We start from the raw sequence: 14,113 nt of genomic DNA, 5'->3' as shown, positions 1-14,113 counted from the left end.
TTCCGACATTGGGTCAGGTCAAGGCGCGAGCCATGAGCAATCAAGCGCAAGTTGATGCCTTGGAGCACTTGCTCTCGATCGTCAAATCGAGCGAAGTAAGCACTGCGGCATACAAGACTTTCGAGAATGCACAGGCCATCACTGATGGCTAGCGCAGCCACGTGTTGCTAAGCGGCCAAGCGATCCACCCGCCAGTTTTTTCTCTCAAGGACGAGCCATGTTAACGGTCAACGAGATCCTTGTTTTCGATTGCGCCGATGAGGGCGTGGAGCAACTGGTGCGGGAGGAAAAGATCCGACGTTTCAGCAGCAAACTGCCCAGGGCGGCATTCTGGAGCACGTACGTGGCGCCACGGCTCGCCGCCGACGAATCGGCGCTGCTTCTGCCAACGTTCAATGATTGGGTAGCAGCACCCATTGCGAGCGGCAGGTCCCGCGGGCAATTCGTCTCCGTGTCTTCGAGCAGTCCGTTCGCGCCTGCCGGGCGCTTGGACGGTGCACCTACCGGTCTGGCATTGCAAAGCACACAGGAAAAAATATTCACCTCGATCGACGCGCTGATCACCGCGCTACGAGGGCATGTCGCAGCCACGGATAACAGGCAAAAAGAAGAGCGCCTGGCGCTCGATGTCCTCGCCAACGTCAAGATGTTCGAACGTTATGTGCTGGACCGATTGATAGGGAATATCCAGCGGGCTATCACCAACAGAGAACGCAACTGCCCTGAGGGCGAGTCGTACTACGGCCGCGGCGCCACACTGGATTGGACTCGGGACATTGTCGTCGCCCTCGCAAACGAGCTGCCGCTGACCCGGCTGTATAAAAAGGTCGCCGCTATCCACGACTTCTGCCGTTGCAACAGATTCAAGACGCCAAATCGAGGCACTACCCAAGGTATGCGCATCGAGAACGAGAAATACAGCCTTGCGGAGGATAACCTCTGGATCGCTAACCAGCGCAGCCTGAACAACTCCATCTGGGCAGGTAAATCCGGCTCGGCGATGGATATGGTTTACGCCGCCAAGCAAATGGGTATCGATGACGATGATAGCCTTGCCGCACTGGCGTTCTGTATTGTCGCCTTCTTTCATTTCATGCCGACCAGCCAGAGTTCGACCCACACGTACCACGAGGTCATGACCGGCGCGACGAGCGTGCATAAAGGAATCGAAACGTTCTACAAGGCTGCGGAAGTTCCCGGTGGGCAGGACGTGTTTCGCCAATTGCAAAGCCGACCCAGTCTTTGGAAACCAGACGACAGCGTCCAGCGCTGCCCCGGCTGCAATACCTCCTTTGGCGTCTTTACCCGTAAGCACCACTGTCGAGCGTGCGGCGGCATTTTTTGTGATAACTGCAGCAAAGAGACGAAGGTGGTACCAATGCCGGCTATCCGGCCGGGGAAAGCGCCCGAGACAGGGAATCTGCGCGTCTGTAAATCCTGTGCTAGCGGCTGATTGCTGCCGGAAAACGGGGCAGACCACGATAGCCCGGCCTGCGCTGGGCTTCTTGTATCTGCCTATCTGCTCTTGGCCGAATCGTAGACGCTGCTTCGTTCCCGCTTGCCGACGGTCAGCACCAGGATGACAATTCGTCCATCCTCAACGGTCATTGGCGATATCTGCCTCGGCCTCGCTGATGAGATCGTCGAGAGATACTCGAACGGGTGTTTCGTTGGCATCGAGCCGTGCCTTGACCAAGTGAACCAGTTCCAGTTCGTCCAGACGCTCAACCATCGCCTCGTACACGTTGGCAGGAACCATGTAACCCATAACGCGGTTGTGATTCAGCACGGCCACGGGCAAGCCGTTGGCGCCGCTCAGGACGGCAGAGGGGTTCTTCTTGAGTTCGGATACGCTGACGGCCACATCGGCCAGAATATTCTGCATAGATAAGACTCCGATTTAGGTCGTTAATCTGGTCTTTTGGTGCTGTGTAGGCAAGCGTTCAGCGTTCCAACCGCTCGTTCAAAGGTTGGATGGAGCTTGGCTGCGCCGGACGTTTTTATTTCGGGGAAAAGGGTGGCGGAAAGGGAAAAGGGGACGGATTTTTTTGCCGCTGCTGTAAAACTGCGACGTAGGAGGTTTCTGAAAATGTTTTCAAGGGCGCTAATCAGGTCCTGAGCCCCTCGCCGGAGGTTTTCCATCGCGTTACGCTCTGGATATTTTCAGGAAAAAGATTTGGTAAAACGGTGGATAGGCGTATCGCTGGCTTGACTACCGGCTGCTCGCTGCCATGCATCGAGCCTTGATTTCACTGTATAGTATTTGAGCAATTCGATAGATTTGGTGACGTTATGACAGTAGCAGCTCAAAGCAAAGGCCCTTGGTCGGGGCCGACCATCGCCATGACTATGGTTGCGGCATGCTTGGTCATGACTGATCAAATGGCGCATGCGGAAGTAGTGCCAGCCAAACAATCAACTGCAGCAGCGAAGCGGACCCAGGCGAATGTGCAGGATCTAGTGAAAAGTGTTGTTGGCGAACTGCGCAGGCTCGAAACCGACATGAGTAAATACACCAGGATTTTGTGCGAGGCAGACGTTCCAGAATGCCATCTGGAAGACCATCCTTTTGGCTTGATCGCAGACAACCTGAGGTTTGTAGAGAAGAGGCTCCGTGAAGCAGGTACTCCGGTCGGGCGCGAAAAAGAATTCAATACGCTGCTTCGAGCTGTAGCGAAGGCGCGCTCGGTCGCGGCGATGAATGATTCCCTGATACGTCAACGCACGATCGTCCCGAATGTCATCGAGAGTGATATCGACTTGGAAGGGCTGAAAACCCTGACGACCCGCAACACGCAGCGTCTGATCGATCAAATCGGATAGTGGTTATTCGAGTCGAAATCCATCCTGAATTGCAGGCTGATATCGAGTTGGCACTCGCAGCCCATCCTTTTGCACTAGACCAGATAATTAAAGATTTTACCGTCTGCATGGTTAGCAAAGGTCAGACACTTCCCAGTTATATGGGGTGTGATCAGCCATATCACGAGCCGGCAGCGGCTCGATCCGGCCAACTTCGCCATATTCATATCGCTCTACCACCCCAAACGTTCAGGGCTTCCGATCGGCAAGCCTACAGAAAATGCGACATAAAGCGGCCGCAGCTGGATGCCGCTTTAGTCTACGTACAGGGCGAGCTTTACGAAGACCGATACATGATCCTGGCATTCTTCGCGCCGTATGCGCACGACAAGGCGAAGGTCAATGCCGTGATGACTAGGCTTGGGATACTGGCAAAAAAATTCCGAAACGAAAACTGAATTATGATGAAAAACTGTTTGAGGACGCTTGGAGCTAGCCTTGCTAACAGTATAGTGATCCCCGTTGCTTGGGTATCGGGGCTTGCGACGATAGGATTCGTGTGGGGCATGATAGAGTTTTCGTCCGGTAAGCTTACCGTCGAAGGACGTCAGCTCTTCCTGGCTTCTATTTCTATTTTTTGCCTCGCTATATGGCACTTGATACGGCGCAAGAGACGAGCAAAAGCACTTGTAGCGTCCATCAACCTAAAAGAAGGCCTGAGCCTTGACGATACTCAGTTGCTCGGCTTTCCAAGCCCCCTATTTTTTGCCTTTGACCCTTCCAACAAAAAACTCACTCAATGCCAAAGCGCCACCGGCGATTATCAAGTTCGAGACTTCACGTGGGTAACAGGCTGGCAGTTTGAGTGGCAACAGATTGACAGCAAGGTATCGGGCGGCGTGCTTCAAATAGTCGATGGGGCGGGCATGGGCGTTCCAGTCGACGAGATTCGGCGTAGATTCATAAGATTCACATTGGTTCTGATGGTTGCCGATACAAGTCATCCTCCGCTCCGTTTTCCAATGAGCCGGAGCGCAGCTGAAGGGTGGTGTGCTCGGTGCAATATGCTTTTCAAGTGCTGAACCCGGGAAAGCGGGGGACAGACCGATTATGAGACTGGTCGATTTTAGACGGACCAAAATTGTGGTCTGTCCCCCTCGGTTCCCCTGAGCCCAAAAGCGTTACCGGCGTTAGCTTCCTTCCGGGAACCTTCAGTTGGTTCCGCATCAACCCGAGGTGGTGTCGAGTCCGATCGTAAGAAGCACAGCAGTGTGAGGAGCAGGATGAAGCGAAAAATGAAGCGGGATAGCTTGGACATTGTCGACACCTGAAGTTGAAGTCGACTCCTATTGTCTATATCCGCTCTCGCAGTTCCACTCAACTCGGTGTAATTACGCTGTGCCAGCTTTTGACGGTCAACAATCGAAGAAACGAGGACAGACCACAACTATGGGGAGGTTGAGTACAGGTGAGCTCTAATCGTGGTCTGCCCCTAATTCACTCAGCGCCGGGCTTCTTTTATCTGCCTACCGATTCTTGGCCGAATCGTAGACGCTGCTTCGTTCCCGCTTGCCGACGGCCAGCACTAGGATGACAATCCGTCCATCCTCAACGCGGTACACGAGTCGGTAGCCGGCGCCGCGCAATTTGATCTTGTAGCAGTCCTTCATGCCGTGAAGCGCATCTCCTGGCACTCGTGGCCCGGCCTGCCGTTCTTGGAGCTTTCGCAAGAACTGGAGGCGGATGGTGCCGTCGAGTTTGCGCAGTTCCTTCAGCGCTTTCGGATCCCACTCGACTCCGTACTCAACGGCCATTGGCGATATCTGCCTCGGCCTCGCTGATGAGATCGTCGAGAGATACTTGAACGGGTGTTTCGTTGGCGTCGAGCCGTGCCTTGACCAAGTGAACCAGTTCCAGTTCGTCCAAGCGCTCAACCATCGCCTCGTACACGTTGGCAGGGACCATGTAACCCATAACGCGGTTGTGATTCAGCACGGCCACGGGCAAGCCGTTGGCGCCGCTCAGGACCGCAGAGGGATTCTTCTTGAGTTCGGATACGCTGACGGCCACATCGGCCAGGATATTCTGCATAGATAAGACTCCGATTTAGGTCGTTATTCTGGTCTTTTGATGCTGTGTAGGCAAGCGTTCAGCGTTCCAATCCCTCGTTCTAAGGTTGGATGGAGCTTGACCGCGCCGGACATTTTTGTTTCGGGAGAAAGGAGGGCGGGAAAAGGGAAAAGGAGAGGGTTTTTTGCCGCTGCGACTTATGAAGGCTCAAACGAGAGCCGCGAAAGGTATTGACGCAAATTCCTACACAAACCTCGGAAACCAGCGCATTGCAGCATCTGGATAGGCAACTTATTGTCTCTATATCGCTCAGATGGCGATCCGGGTTTGGCGACTCGATTGAATGAAGCGCAGAAGCTCCTGCTCCTAAAATCAATTGAATGAAGGTACTGCTCATGACCCGATACATGCCCATCACCGGCATCGACTGCATCCCCGCAACCCTGCTCATCGACACCGAAGCGCCTCTAGACGTCCTTTTCGAAACCGCCGATTACCGCATCCGCACGGTGACCCAAGTCCTGGAAAATATCGCGTTTCGCTCGGACATCAGCTCAGACACCGTGGTGCTCACTGATTTTTGTAAATTGCTGACCACGTCATTGCGCGATGGCTGTGATGTCATGGATGTGATCGGAAGACGATTGCGGGCGCAGGTGGCGGAATAATGAAAACGGGCGACTAATCAGTCGCCCGTTTTCATAAAGCTTGGGAGAAAATTCAAGAGGGCAGGGCATGTGTCCCCATTGACTGCAGGATGGGTAAAGAAGAGGCGAAGCCAAAGAACAAGGAAACCCATACTCAGGCAGGCGAATGTTCAGCTCCATGCCCAGGCTGCGCATGAAGATCAATGCCTAGCGCATGAATGACCTTGAGTACGGTATCGAATCTCGGCTTTGATCCAGGTGCGAACGCCTTCTACAAGCTTTCTCGGCCCCTGCCAGAGTCTTTAGCAATCTGCGCCATGCCTTGGGCCTTGGCGACATAACCGATCGCTCGGAGAAACTCCTCGCTATCACCATCAATCAGCACTTGAGAAAAGTACTCACTGATTGCTTCGTCGCTATCGAGCAGTGCCGCCATGTCAAATGTCGTCAAGTGTTGGCTCATGTTCAAATTTCCTTTGCCAATTTCTTAGCTCAAAACCCTGGTCTGTCCCTAGTCTTTCGCCATCCCTTTTTTGGGGCGGCTTCGCCACCCAGCGGGAGCAAGCTCCCTCGCCACGGGATTTGTGGTGTCGCGCCTCAGGCAGCCAAAGGCCAACCAATACGCGCTGCACGGCGCAGGCTCGCCTTAACAACCAAACGATGGAACGGGGCAATAACGAAAATGTAGGCCCGGCCCAGACGGTTGTGGCACTGCACCACGGTTGAAAAAACCAGCTGGCGACTACCTTCCTGCTCTACCTCTCCAGAACACAGGATCGATATGCGGAAGTCGAGGTGCTTGTCGTCCTCTCCCAACACGATTTCAGTCTGGTCGGTGCTGTAGACCTTGAAGATTTGAATCCGATGGGCAAGTGTCGCCAAATGCCTGGCTGTCTTGAGACCAAAACAGGCAACGACAGTGTCTCGGACTTTCATGAGCCATCCGATCCAGGATGGCTGGTGGGAAAGGATGAATCGAGCGAGCACCTCTGGATCGCTGGATGTGCCCGCAGGGAGTCGAATCGCAAAGGCGTCCGCCAAGTTCGTCGACTTGTAAAGGTGGGTGACGCCGGACCTCGAGGGGACCGGCACAGACATAATGAGCTCAAATTCTCGGGGCATCGGGGATCTCTTCCTGAGTGCTAACTACCAATTAGATGACATGCCATGTCGCGTTTCTTGTTGGGAGGCGGCCACTTCTCCTTGTCGGATACTGAGCCCGATCAGCGCATCATACAGCGCCTGCTGCCCCGCGGGCAGGACAGGGAGCAACGTCGCGCGGCGCTTGTCGGCATCGAACCAGGATTCAACCAACCATCCCACCAGATAGAGCGCCGAAAGGCATCCGCCAGCGGTTGCGACGTTGCCCCGGCATACAAGAGGCTGGTCCACGGGCTCAAGTCCCAGGGCTTGCAAGCCCGATCGTGCATCCGGGTGTGTCGTTGCTCGGCCGCTGAGCAGCCCAAGCCGTTGGAGAATGAAAGCGCCGGCGCAGATGGAGCCGATTCGCTGGCGTTTGGGGTCAAGTTCAAACGACGGCAGGAAATCCGGGGAGGCCAGTGCGGCGGGTATTCCTTCCTTGCCGCTGGCGAACAATACCGCGTCGGCACTATTGGCCTCGGAAAGCGGACCGTGCACCGAAACAGGCAGGCCATGCGCCGATCGTACGACAGGGCTGGAACCCAATATTCGGACGTGCCAGTCCTCGGTGTTGCGGCCTAAGATGTCCCACATCAGGAATAGGTCGATATCGGTGAATTGGTCGAAAGCAACCAGGACGATTTTCTTCAAGGCGAGCTCCATGAAAAGTGCTGGCGTGCAAAACGCAACGGCCATCTTTGCTGGTGTTCGCAGGGTATCGATCGGTTGCGCGCCATACACAGCCTGTATGGCGATAAATAAGGAGCGAAATAACGGATGGAAAAACTAACGCGTCACCATTGGATCGCGGCTGGTTTCGAGGCCCTCGACCAGACAGGGCATATTGGCGTGTCAGCCGAGAGTCTATCGCGCCGATTGAATGTGACCCGCGGATCGTTCTATCACCATTTCCGCAATCGCGAAGACTTTGTCCGCACCTTGCTGGCCGCTTGGGAAGAAGACTACACGGAGCGCATGCTCGCTTTTGCGGACCAGGGTCATAGTGCGGGCGAAATCTTGAAGCGCTACTTGAGTATTGCCGCTGAGAAACAACCTGGGCGAGAAGTTTCCATCCGAGCCTGGTCGCTGCACGATCCGTTGGTAGGCGAGTTTCAGCAGCGGGTTGACACACGACGATTGGACTTCGCGATACGGACGTGTCGTCGCTTGTCCCATAGGCCAGGCGAAGCAGAAGTGATGGGGCAGGTGGCCCACCTGTGCCTGATTGGGGGGCAACAGGCAGGGCTGCGGCGTGATGCCGCTCGTTTCAACCGTTTCGTGCATCGAGCCTTTTCGCTTTTCGAAGGGGTTCTTCCACCGTGGCGGTCCAGGTCGTAAGAAGAAATGAGCAGGGGAGTGCCTGACTTGATAGCGTCGTGGAAAAGGGCCATGAATGGGCCGCGAATGGGCAAACCGTGTGTTCCGATGTCTATTCGGGATGAGGACCGATAATGCCGTACAACTACACGAACGGCCGGTACTTGGTCTTCAAAGGCCGGGGCAGCGATGGGGCGCCCTTGGGTCGGATTCACCAGGACGGAATAGTTCGAAATCTTCAGGGTGAGCCGCTGTATTACGTAAACACGGACGAACATGCGTTCGTTTCGGTCGATTTTATCTTTCAAGGCGGTATACAAAAATGTAGCGGCACGTTTTATGTGCTCGGCGACAAAGTTCTTTTCACATTTTCCGAGATGACGGTCAAGCCACAGGGAAACGAGACCGAGGAGGAGGCGCTTCACAGGGAATTCAAAAAAAGGGCGTTAAGTTTGGCAGGGCAGATCGTCCAGGCGAAAAATGAGATGGTGCAGGCACGCTTGGATATGGCCTGGTCCAATTTAAATCTTTTCCGCCGTTTTCGTACCTTCTTGACGAGCCGAGCCCGTAGGGAGCGCACATCACCAGGGTGGCGTTACAGTGGGTTGGAAAGTGGTCATGAGCTCAAATCGAATGTCTCTTCATCGTCACTCGCGACAATGGTTTTGTGCGCTGCGGACGCAAGGAAAACGCGGGCAGACCACGATTATGAGGCGGTCCGATTACACATAAACTCAAATCGCGGTCTGTCCTCAGCCTTCTGGTGTCCGCCGTTTGAGGTGGGTTCTATAGCTGCACTTGCAGGACGTCCTCGTCGTAACTCGCGCTGGGAAAACATCCAGTCAATCTATACTCCGCGTTTTGTCCGGACACTCGTCAAATTGATTGGGAATTAAATGAAACAGGTAGTGTTGGCACTTTCGCTGGTCACATTGGCAGCCTGTATGCCTTATCAATCAGTGAGCTCGCCAGATCCAAATTGGATGCGTCTGGGTGGATATGAACCTGAAGGCTATCCGAGGACGTTTGTCGAGAACCTAAGCGGCGATTGCTCTTTGGTTACCGAGTCATGGTCTGACAGTAGAATCAACGGTCGTATTCTGTGGAAGAAGCGGCAGTCTCGAGAGCCTGTTGCCTGTCCATAGGCGCCTGTGTAAGGGCCGACTTCGCGTCGGGAAGAGGGACAACCCACGATTTGAGACCGCCAGATTAATGTACGCAATATCGAGGGCTGTCCCAGTTGTTCTGACTCCCGCCCTTGGCTCGTAGCAGCGAAGCAATGGTGCTAAATTCTGCGCATCCAGCGTGTGGGCCCATCTGGCTCGGCGGGGATATTTAACGCCTCTCTCAACCGATTTTGTGGATATGGAAATTCAATGAACACACCTAAGCTTTCGATTGCGCTGTCCTGTGCTGTTGCAGTTTTGATGTTGAGCGGATGCGCTGCCTCTGTAAAAAGCGGCGGAACTGAAACGCTCGTCATTCAGGAGTCAGCCAAGCAGAACCTGGTCGTAAACTTCGAGGGGAATAGCAAGGTTCAACAAAACGAGGACTGGCCTCGCTTGAAGCGGGAGTGGAATGACGCCCTGCAAGTCGAAGCGACTCGCGCCGGCTACAGGCTTACAGGGGCTCAGGCATCAAGCCAGGAGGCCAAGGACGGTGTCGGTATCAAGATCAACGTGACCAATTTCCGTTACCTGACCCCAGGCGCTCGCTACGGAGCAGGGGTCATGGTGGGGAATGCGTGGGTCAATTCCAGTGCAGATTACTCGGACTTGAAATCAGGCCGCCTGATTGGAACTCGGACATACGACACGTCATCGTCTGCTTGGGAAGGTGTCATGTCGGCCATGACTCAAGAGCAGGTTCAGGCTATTTCTCAGAAAATCATAAGTGACATCAAGAGCGCAAAAGCCAAGTAATGCGATCTGGTTAACCGGCGTCATGAGTCGATGAATAAAGCGGGTTTCGGAAGAGCACGGATGAGTCAATGGAAAACACAGGGATTCTGGAGCAGGGCGTGGACCTTTGCGCTGCTGGTATTTCTCGCAGTGTTTACCTTTTACTCCGATGCGACCTGGTTGGGCGACGGCTCATCCAAGCCCAAGCAGGTCTTCAGCCCTGGCTTCATAGCATTCTGTGCGTGGTGGCTGTGTTTGAACTGATCGTGCTAAATCACTTCTATGGTGCGAGTAGATGAGGCATAGCGATTCCTTTGCCGCTATAGCGGTTGAGTTTTAATGAGCGGTAGTGGCCAGTGGCTATTCTTTGATATGAGTTTTTTGTTATCTTTTTGGTTTGTCTAAAATTAAGGGCTTTCAGATGTCTGAAAAATTCATATCGGCTTGGTTCTATGCTTCGATGGAAAGTACAACCAGGCCGACCGGTTTGCCTGGAAGCAAAACCGAAACGGTTTATGACAAAAAAACTGTGGACTTGGATAATTATGCGGATTTGCTTCTGGAGACGTATGAGACATTCGATGAGCAGGGGTATGACGTTGTGAACGTAGTTCCGATTTCCGTGGCTCTATCAGAGGAATGTACTCAGAGAGGCGGGGCCTACGTTGGAGATGTTGCGTTCTCGGTTACGCGAGGAGCTGTGGTAATCGGAAAGAAGAAACTTCCTTAAGCTGCGGATGCTTTATTTTTTGGTCTTTCTGGATTATCCCGGATTAGGGCCATCCTCGGCAGCGCACTGGCCGCTGAGGTAGATGCGCGTCATGTGGCCACTTTCGGGTGTAGGTCAGCGTGCCATCGAGCCCGGGCCGGAGAGGGACCGGGGAAACCACGGTTATCAGAGTCGCGGTCAGTTCCCAGTTTCCCATCTCATGCCCGGCTGCATCCCTCCAGCTTCACACAATCCTGCCTCGGAACTTTTCCTTAAAATGATGTCAATTTGATAGCGTGTCGCGATGCTCAATAAAACAGGATCAACCAGTGCCAGGCTGTTTCCTGGCAGGCCCAGGAACGTATGAAATGAAAGTGATTCTTGCGATGGTATTGATGTTCAGCGGTTACGCCTTTGCCGGTTGTGGCAACATTGATGACCGTGACCAGCGCGCCTACTGCAATGCCAGGGTAAGCGGCAGCAGTTGCGGAAGCATCGATAATCGCGACTTGCGTGCGGCATGTAACGCAGAGCTGGGAGGCAGTTCTTGCGGCAACATCGATGATCGTGACCAGCGTGCCTATTGCAATGCCAAGCAGAGCGGCAGCAGTTGCGGCAGCATCGATAATCGTGACTTGCGTGCGCGATGCAACGCGGAGATGGGTAACAGTTCCTGCGGCAACATTGATGACCGTGACCAGCGCGCCTACTGCAATGCCACGACCGGCGGCAGTAGTTGCGGGAGTATCGACAATCGTGATCTGCGTGCTCAGTGTGAGTCCATGAAGCGCTGATTGGGGGCATCGGCGGCGGAATGGGTATGGAACCCTCCATAGCGTCTGCCGTGCGATGTATTCGCGTCGAAGCTGATGAAGCAAGGCGTCCGAGGACGATTGATCAATGTCCAAGAAACTTCAGGAAAGCAAAACAGCGACAGCTGCTGACATTGAGCGCTCTATCCAGGCACTGAACAAAATGGCTGAACGCCTCTGGGGGGATGGTCGGGAGACTGAGGCGAAAGCTCTGCTTGATGCCTTGGATGCCTTAAACAGGGCGCTCGACAGGATCAGGATTGGGGAGAGCCGCAGGGTTCTTCATTAATGCTTGAGGGAAATGGGGACGCTCACGATATGAGTCGGGCCGATTACACGGGGCCCAAATCGTGGTCTGTCCCTGGCTCCACTGACCTGATGCTTGTTGGTCATTCAATGACCGTCGCGATTGCGCTGCAGCCACTCGTCAACGACCTCTCCAAGCGTCTTAGGCACGCCATCACGTATCCAGGCCATGAAGTCTCGGTCAAATTTAAAGTTGTCGCCGCAGTGCTCCACCATGAATCGGCGGACGTTCTGTGTGTTTCGATAATCCTTGCAAACTGGCGTATCTCTTGTGAGCTGATCACTGTGCCAATTAAAACTCATGGGGCGGGCTCCGTATTGGATGGTCAGACCTATAAATCCATGACATCGGATGCTTGGCGTCTTGCAAGCGGTATCCACACGTCCACGTAACCCCTCCCTCGGGAGGGTTCGAAATCCGCGCTGTACTGCTCGAACTCAGGCGCGTCGGCTATCTCATATTCAGACTCAGGCAACCAGTGATTGAAAATGGTGAAGAACGTCTGATGGATCGTCGAGATATGGCCTTGGTGTCGAAACACGCCATAGTTTTGCTGCGGCACCCTGAAATAACGAAAAGGCGGAGGAAGACTGTCGATGCAGGACACCTCTGTGCCGGCAATGTACTCAAAACTACCGTCCAGTCCAGGGTTACAGCACAGGCCATAGCTCCAGTTGTTCACCTGATCGGGGACCCGTCCCAGGTAGGGGGAGAACGCTTGCCACAAACCGACGATGCCTTCGTTCTTATCGAAGGTATAACGATCCCCCATACCTGCGATGAAAAACGCTGCCCTGGTTTCAAAGCGAGGTTCGGAGAGTGTTATGAGCTTCCTTTCTTTCATACGTAAAGGCTCCACTAGCGAGAGATGTTCATCCTCGTGCCCACGCACTTGCTTCGGTGTGACTCCAAACAGATCGCAGAAGGCGCGAGTAAAGGCTTCATGGGAACCGTAGCCGGCATCCAGCGCTACTTGCAGAATGTCCGGCGCACCTCGACGCAAGGCCAGTGCTGCTTGGCTCAACCGCCGAGCACGGATGTATCGCATCACCGACCAGCCCGTCGACAGTGCAAACAAACGGGCCAAGGCAAAGGGGGACAGGTTGCAATGGCGCGCGACACGTCCCAGGTCGAGTTGGGATCCCAGCTCCAACTCGATGTACCACAGGGCCCTTTCGATATTCAGCATGACGGTCTCCATGAATGCTGAAAGCGACGTTATCAAATGCATGGGGAGAACATTTGATCGTTCTTGCGGTTTTTGCTTTCTACTGCCGTATAACGGGCTGCTGCCTACACTGGATTAACTCACTCATTCAAGGACATGGAATGCTCATTGTTTTCAGCGGCCTGCCCGGCACCGGGAAAACGACTATCGCCCATGATCTCGCCGCTGCGACAGGTGCCGTGTACCTACGGATCGACACGATTGAGCAGGCGATTCGAAACTCGGGGGCGCTTGCGCAAGATGTGGGGCGCAGTGGTTACATGGTTGCCAACGAGCTGGCCCTGAGTAATCTTCGTTTGGGCCATGCGGTCGTCGTTGATTGTGTCAATCCAGTCCTCGACAGCCGAACCGCGTGGAGCGCAGTTGCCTCACGGGCGGGTAGTCGGTTGGTAAATATCCAAGTGATTTGCTCCGATAAACATGAACACCAGCGCCGGGTAGAAACAAGGGAAGGTGACATTCCCGGGCTGACGCCACCCACCTGGCAGTCTGTACTGGATCATGAATATGAGCCATGGGACGAAGCTCCGTTTTGCATAGACACAGCCATGGCCTCTGCGGCGCAAGCGATCTCGATGATCATCAATCGATTTCTGTCCAGGGAGTAGGATTGGGACCGGTAGAAGGTTGGCTTCGAAATGAATTGACCGGCGGTCCGACCGTTTGGAATTACCGCCGCCGGGTGAACTCCATTCATCGAGGAATATGTATTCCTCAATGGCGGTGAACACCGCCCGAGGCAAATGGAATGACGTCGTTCGAAGAATTCAGGGCCACATCCCATGAGCTTCTCAAAGAGCTGGATGCCGCGACGATTAAGATGATGATGTTGGTTTCTGCGAAAGAGGTATCCGGTCCTTTTTGGGAAGATGCCGCCCAGCGGCATCATGACGCTGTAGACGCCTGGCATTCCTTTCTCAATATCCCTACGGATTTCGCGGCGCGTCCACCTCTTCCCTGAGGGCGAGGAAAGAAGGGGCGCGAGTCGCGCTCCGCTGTTCTACTGCGTTGAAGGCGCTACAGTGATCCGTTGTGCTCGGACGGCTACAGATTCAGAAGATGGATTTTCCTTCTTGGCCTGGGGTGGGCTGGCAGGAACATCCGGTTTATCGTCAGGCGTGTGCTGCGCGCTCAAACAAATCTGTCCACATCCTACGATCTGATGCGGCTTCCTATGCAG

The 14,113-nt window shown here is 54.3% G+C and carries 20 protein-coding genes and 1 pseudogene; 13 read left to right on the top strand and 8 right to left on the bottom strand.

All coding sequences use genetic code 11. The features are described from left to right. The first annotated feature begins 217 nt into the window (after positions 1 to 217). Positions 218 to 1,453 carry an FYVE zinc finger domain-containing protein gene (locus ACLH0I_RS19770; protein WP_250963086.1) on the top strand — a complete coding sequence of 412 codons (1,236 nt, stop codon included), beginning with the start codon at positions 218 to 220 and terminating at the stop codon, positions 1,451 to 1,453. Between the two features lie 144 nt (positions 1,454 to 1,597). Here ACLH0I_RS19770 and ACLH0I_RS19765 read toward each other — a convergent pair whose 3' ends face one another. Continuing rightward, positions 1,598 to 1,885, bottom strand: a complete 288-nt coding sequence (locus ACLH0I_RS19765) for a type II toxin-antitoxin system Phd/YefM family antitoxin (protein ID WP_250963087.1) — start codon at positions 1,883 to 1,885, stop codon at positions 1,598 to 1,600. A gap of 485 nt (positions 1,886 to 2,370) precedes the next feature. On the opposite strand from ACLH0I_RS19765, the gene ACLH0I_RS19760 reads away from it, so the two are divergent. The 3 genes from ACLH0I_RS19760 to ACLH0I_RS19750 all read left to right on the top strand — a co-directional run bounded on the left by ACLH0I_RS19760 (position 2,371) and on the right by ACLH0I_RS19750 (position 3,884). Continuing rightward, positions 2,371 to 2,823 (top strand): hypothetical protein, encoded by a 453-nt coding sequence (locus ACLH0I_RS19760; RefSeq protein WP_411385171.1) that lies wholly within the window; start codon positions 2,371 to 2,373, stop codon positions 2,821 to 2,823. After that, a complete protein-coding gene (locus ACLH0I_RS19755; RefSeq protein ID WP_411385170.1) occupies positions 2,823 to 3,260 on the top strand; it encodes a type II toxin-antitoxin system YafO family toxin in 438 nt (145 codons plus the stop codon). The genes ACLH0I_RS19760 and ACLH0I_RS19755 overlap by 1 nt, the downstream gene beginning before the upstream one ends. Positions 3,261 to 3,368: 108 nt before the next feature. Beyond that, positions 3,369 to 3,884 carry a hypothetical protein gene (locus ACLH0I_RS19750; RefSeq protein ID WP_411385169.1) on the top strand — a complete coding sequence of 172 codons (516 nt, stop codon included), beginning with the start codon at positions 3,369 to 3,371 and terminating at the stop codon, positions 3,882 to 3,884. A 444-nt stretch (positions 3,885 to 4,328) separates the two neighbouring features. Here the strand turns inward: ACLH0I_RS19750 and ACLH0I_RS19745 are convergent, their stop codons facing one another. Together ACLH0I_RS19745 and ACLH0I_RS19740 are read right to left on the bottom strand one after the other, a co-directional pair. Continuing rightward, the gene (locus tag ACLH0I_RS19745; RefSeq protein WP_053123438.1) at positions 4,329 to 4,616 is read right to left on the bottom strand and encodes a type II toxin-antitoxin system RelE family toxin; all 288 of its coding nucleotides are present in this window, start codon (positions 4,614 to 4,616) and stop codon (positions 4,329 to 4,331) included. Further along, positions 4,606 to 4,893, bottom strand: coding sequence for a type II toxin-antitoxin system Phd/YefM family antitoxin (locus ACLH0I_RS19740; protein WP_411385168.1), 288 nt, complete (start codon positions 4,891 to 4,893; stop codon positions 4,606 to 4,608). Before ACLH0I_RS19740 ends, ACLH0I_RS19745 begins: the two co-directional genes overlap by 11 nt. Positions 4,894 to 5,267: 374 nt before the next feature. Here ACLH0I_RS19740 and ACLH0I_RS19735 point away from each other — a divergent pair, with 374 nt between their 5' ends. Beyond that, positions 5,268 to 5,540, top strand: coding sequence for a hypothetical protein (locus tag ACLH0I_RS19735; protein WP_018610855.1), 273 nt, complete (start codon positions 5,268 to 5,270; stop codon positions 5,538 to 5,540). 133 nt (positions 5,541 to 5,673) lie between these two features. Here the strand turns inward: ACLH0I_RS19735 and ACLH0I_RS19730 are convergent. The 3 genes and pseudogenes from ACLH0I_RS19730 to ACLH0I_RS19720 all read right to left on the bottom strand — a co-directional run bounded on the left by ACLH0I_RS19730 (position 5,674) and on the right by ACLH0I_RS19720 (position 7,310). Beyond that, a pseudogene (locus ACLH0I_RS19730) lies at positions 5,674 to 5,982 on the bottom strand (addiction module antidote protein). Positions 5,983 to 6,116: 134 nt separating this feature from the next. Next, positions 6,117 to 6,641, bottom strand: coding sequence for a DUF2867 domain-containing protein (locus ACLH0I_RS19725; protein ID WP_186707503.1), 525 nt, complete (start codon positions 6,639 to 6,641; stop codon positions 6,117 to 6,119). 24 nt (positions 6,642 to 6,665) lie between these two features. Next, positions 6,666 to 7,310: a DJ-1/PfpI family protein gene (locus ACLH0I_RS19720; protein WP_411385167.1), complete on the bottom strand. Its 645-nt coding sequence runs from the start codon at positions 7,308 to 7,310 to the stop codon at positions 6,666 to 6,668. A gap of 126 nt (positions 7,311 to 7,436) precedes the next feature. Between ACLH0I_RS19720 and ACLH0I_RS19715 the strand changes: the two genes are divergently transcribed. The 6 genes from ACLH0I_RS19715 (at position 7,437) to ACLH0I_RS19690 (ending at position 11,687) form a co-directional block, all read left to right on the top strand. Beyond that, entirely contained in the window at positions 7,437 to 7,997 is a 561-nt protein-coding gene (locus ACLH0I_RS19715) for a TetR/AcrR family transcriptional regulator (protein WP_411385166.1), read from the top strand. Positions 7,998 to 8,110: 113 nt separating this feature from the next. Continuing rightward, positions 8,111 to 8,872, top strand: a complete 762-nt coding sequence (locus ACLH0I_RS19710; RefSeq protein WP_250963097.1) for a hypothetical protein — start codon at positions 8,111 to 8,113, stop codon at positions 8,870 to 8,872. A 480-nt stretch (positions 8,873 to 9,352) separates the two neighbouring features. Beyond that, positions 9,353 to 9,898 (top strand): hypothetical protein, encoded by a 546-nt coding sequence (locus tag ACLH0I_RS19705; RefSeq protein ID WP_250963098.1) that lies wholly within the window; start codon positions 9,353 to 9,355, stop codon positions 9,896 to 9,898. 400 nt (positions 9,899 to 10,298) lie between these two features. Further along, complete coding sequence (locus ACLH0I_RS19700) at positions 10,299 to 10,607, top strand: hypothetical protein (RefSeq protein WP_411385165.1); 309 nt, start codon at positions 10,299 to 10,301, stop codon at positions 10,605 to 10,607. A gap of 347 nt (positions 10,608 to 10,954) precedes the next feature. Next, the gene (locus ACLH0I_RS19695; protein ID WP_250963101.1) at positions 10,955 to 11,380 is read left to right on the top strand and encodes a hypothetical protein; all 426 of its coding nucleotides are present in this window, start codon (positions 10,955 to 10,957) and stop codon (positions 11,378 to 11,380) included. Positions 11,381 to 11,486: 106 nt separating this feature from the next. Next, on the top strand, positions 11,487 to 11,687 hold the full coding sequence (locus ACLH0I_RS19690) for a hypothetical protein (protein WP_250963102.1): 201 nt from the start codon (positions 11,487 to 11,489) through the stop codon (positions 11,685 to 11,687). Between the two features lie 104 nt (positions 11,688 to 11,791). Here the strand turns inward: ACLH0I_RS19690 and ACLH0I_RS19685 are convergent, their stop codons facing one another. Further along, positions 11,792 to 12,007, bottom strand: coding sequence for a DUF6434 domain-containing protein (locus ACLH0I_RS19685; protein ID WP_250963103.1), 216 nt, complete (start codon positions 12,005 to 12,007; stop codon positions 11,792 to 11,794). A gap of 29 nt (positions 12,008 to 12,036) precedes the next feature. After that, entirely contained in the window at positions 12,037 to 12,894 is an 858-nt protein-coding gene (locus ACLH0I_RS19680; protein ID WP_411385164.1) for a GyrI-like domain-containing protein, read from the bottom strand. A gap of 140 nt (positions 12,895 to 13,034) precedes the next feature. On the opposite strand from ACLH0I_RS19680, the gene ACLH0I_RS19675 reads away from it, so the two are divergent. After that, the gene (locus ACLH0I_RS19675; RefSeq protein ID WP_411387536.1) at positions 13,035 to 13,541 is read left to right on the top strand and encodes an AAA family ATPase; all 507 of its coding nucleotides are present in this window, start codon (positions 13,035 to 13,037) and stop codon (positions 13,539 to 13,541) included. 140 nt (positions 13,542 to 13,681) lie between these two features. Then, the gene (locus ACLH0I_RS19670) at positions 13,682 to 13,894 is read left to right on the top strand and encodes a hypothetical protein (protein WP_411385163.1); all 213 of its coding nucleotides are present in this window, start codon (positions 13,682 to 13,684) and stop codon (positions 13,892 to 13,894) included. The last annotated feature ends 219 nt before the right edge of the window (positions 13,895 to 14,113 follow it).

This window comes from Pseudomonas sp. MPB03 (genome assembly GCF_046605385.1).
GTDB lineage: Bacteria > Pseudomonadota > Gammaproteobacteria > Pseudomonadales > Pseudomonadaceae > Aquipseudomonas > Aquipseudomonas zanjanensis.
The sequence above is the reverse complement of the archived record's forward strand: the minus strand, read 5'-3'. Positions and strand labels throughout refer to the sequence as shown.

What these genes read in the sequence shown, in the direction of transcription:
- ACLH0I_RS19770 (WP_250963086.1), top strand. Translation starts at nt 218, where the DNA reads ATGTTAACGGTCAACGAGATCCTTGTTTTCGATTGCGCCGATGAGGGC.
- ACLH0I_RS19765 (WP_250963087.1), bottom strand. Translation starts at nt 1,885, where the DNA reads ATGCAGAATATTCTGGCCGATGTGGCCGTCAGCGTATCCGAACTCAAG.
- ACLH0I_RS19760 (WP_411385171.1), top strand. Translation starts at nt 2,371, where the DNA reads ATGACTGATCAAATGGCGCATGCGGAAGTAGTGCCAGCCAAACAATCA.
- ACLH0I_RS19750 (WP_411385169.1), top strand. Translation starts at nt 3,369, where the DNA reads ATGATAGAGTTTTCGTCCGGTAAGCTTACCGTCGAAGGACGTCAGCTC.
- ACLH0I_RS19745 (WP_053123438.1), bottom strand. Translation starts at nt 4,616, where the DNA reads ATGGCCGTTGAGTACGGAGTCGAGTGGGATCCGAAAGCGCTGAAGGAA.
- ACLH0I_RS19740 (WP_411385168.1), bottom strand. Translation starts at nt 4,893, where the DNA reads ATGCAGAATATCCTGGCCGATGTGGCCGTCAGCGTATCCGAACTCAAG.
- ACLH0I_RS19735 (WP_018610855.1), top strand. Translation starts at nt 5,268, where the DNA reads ATGACCCGATACATGCCCATCACCGGCATCGACTGCATCCCCGCAACC.
- ACLH0I_RS19725 (WP_186707503.1), bottom strand. Translation starts at nt 6,641, where the DNA reads ATGCCCCGAGAATTTGAGCTCATTATGTCTGTGCCGGTCCCCTCGAGG.
- ACLH0I_RS19715 (WP_411385166.1), top strand. Translation starts at nt 7,437, where the DNA reads ATGGAAAAACTAACGCGTCACCATTGGATCGCGGCTGGTTTCGAGGCC.
- ACLH0I_RS19710 (WP_250963097.1), top strand. Translation starts at nt 8,111, where the DNA reads ATGCCGTACAACTACACGAACGGCCGGTACTTGGTCTTCAAAGGCCGG.
- ACLH0I_RS19705 (WP_250963098.1), top strand. Translation starts at nt 9,353, where the DNA reads ATGAACACACCTAAGCTTTCGATTGCGCTGTCCTGTGCTGTTGCAGTT.
- ACLH0I_RS19700 (WP_411385165.1), top strand. Translation starts at nt 10,299, where the DNA reads ATGTCTGAAAAATTCATATCGGCTTGGTTCTATGCTTCGATGGAAAGT.
- ACLH0I_RS19695 (WP_250963101.1), top strand. Translation starts at nt 10,955, where the DNA reads ATGAAAGTGATTCTTGCGATGGTATTGATGTTCAGCGGTTACGCCTTT.
- ACLH0I_RS19690 (WP_250963102.1), top strand. Translation starts at nt 11,487, where the DNA reads ATGTCCAAGAAACTTCAGGAAAGCAAAACAGCGACAGCTGCTGACATT.
- ACLH0I_RS19685 (WP_250963103.1), bottom strand. Translation starts at nt 12,007, where the DNA reads ATGAGTTTTAATTGGCACAGTGATCAGCTCACAAGAGATACGCCAGTT.
- ACLH0I_RS19680 (WP_411385164.1), bottom strand. Translation starts at nt 12,894, where the DNA reads ATGCTGAATATCGAAAGGGCCCTGTGGTACATCGAGTTGGAGCTGGGA.
- ACLH0I_RS19675 (WP_411387536.1), top strand. Translation starts at nt 13,035, where the DNA reads ATGCTCATTGTTTTCAGCGGCCTGCCCGGCACCGGGAAAACGACTATC.
- ACLH0I_RS19670 (WP_411385163.1), top strand. Translation starts at nt 13,682, where the DNA reads ATGACGTCGTTCGAAGAATTCAGGGCCACATCCCATGAGCTTCTCAAA.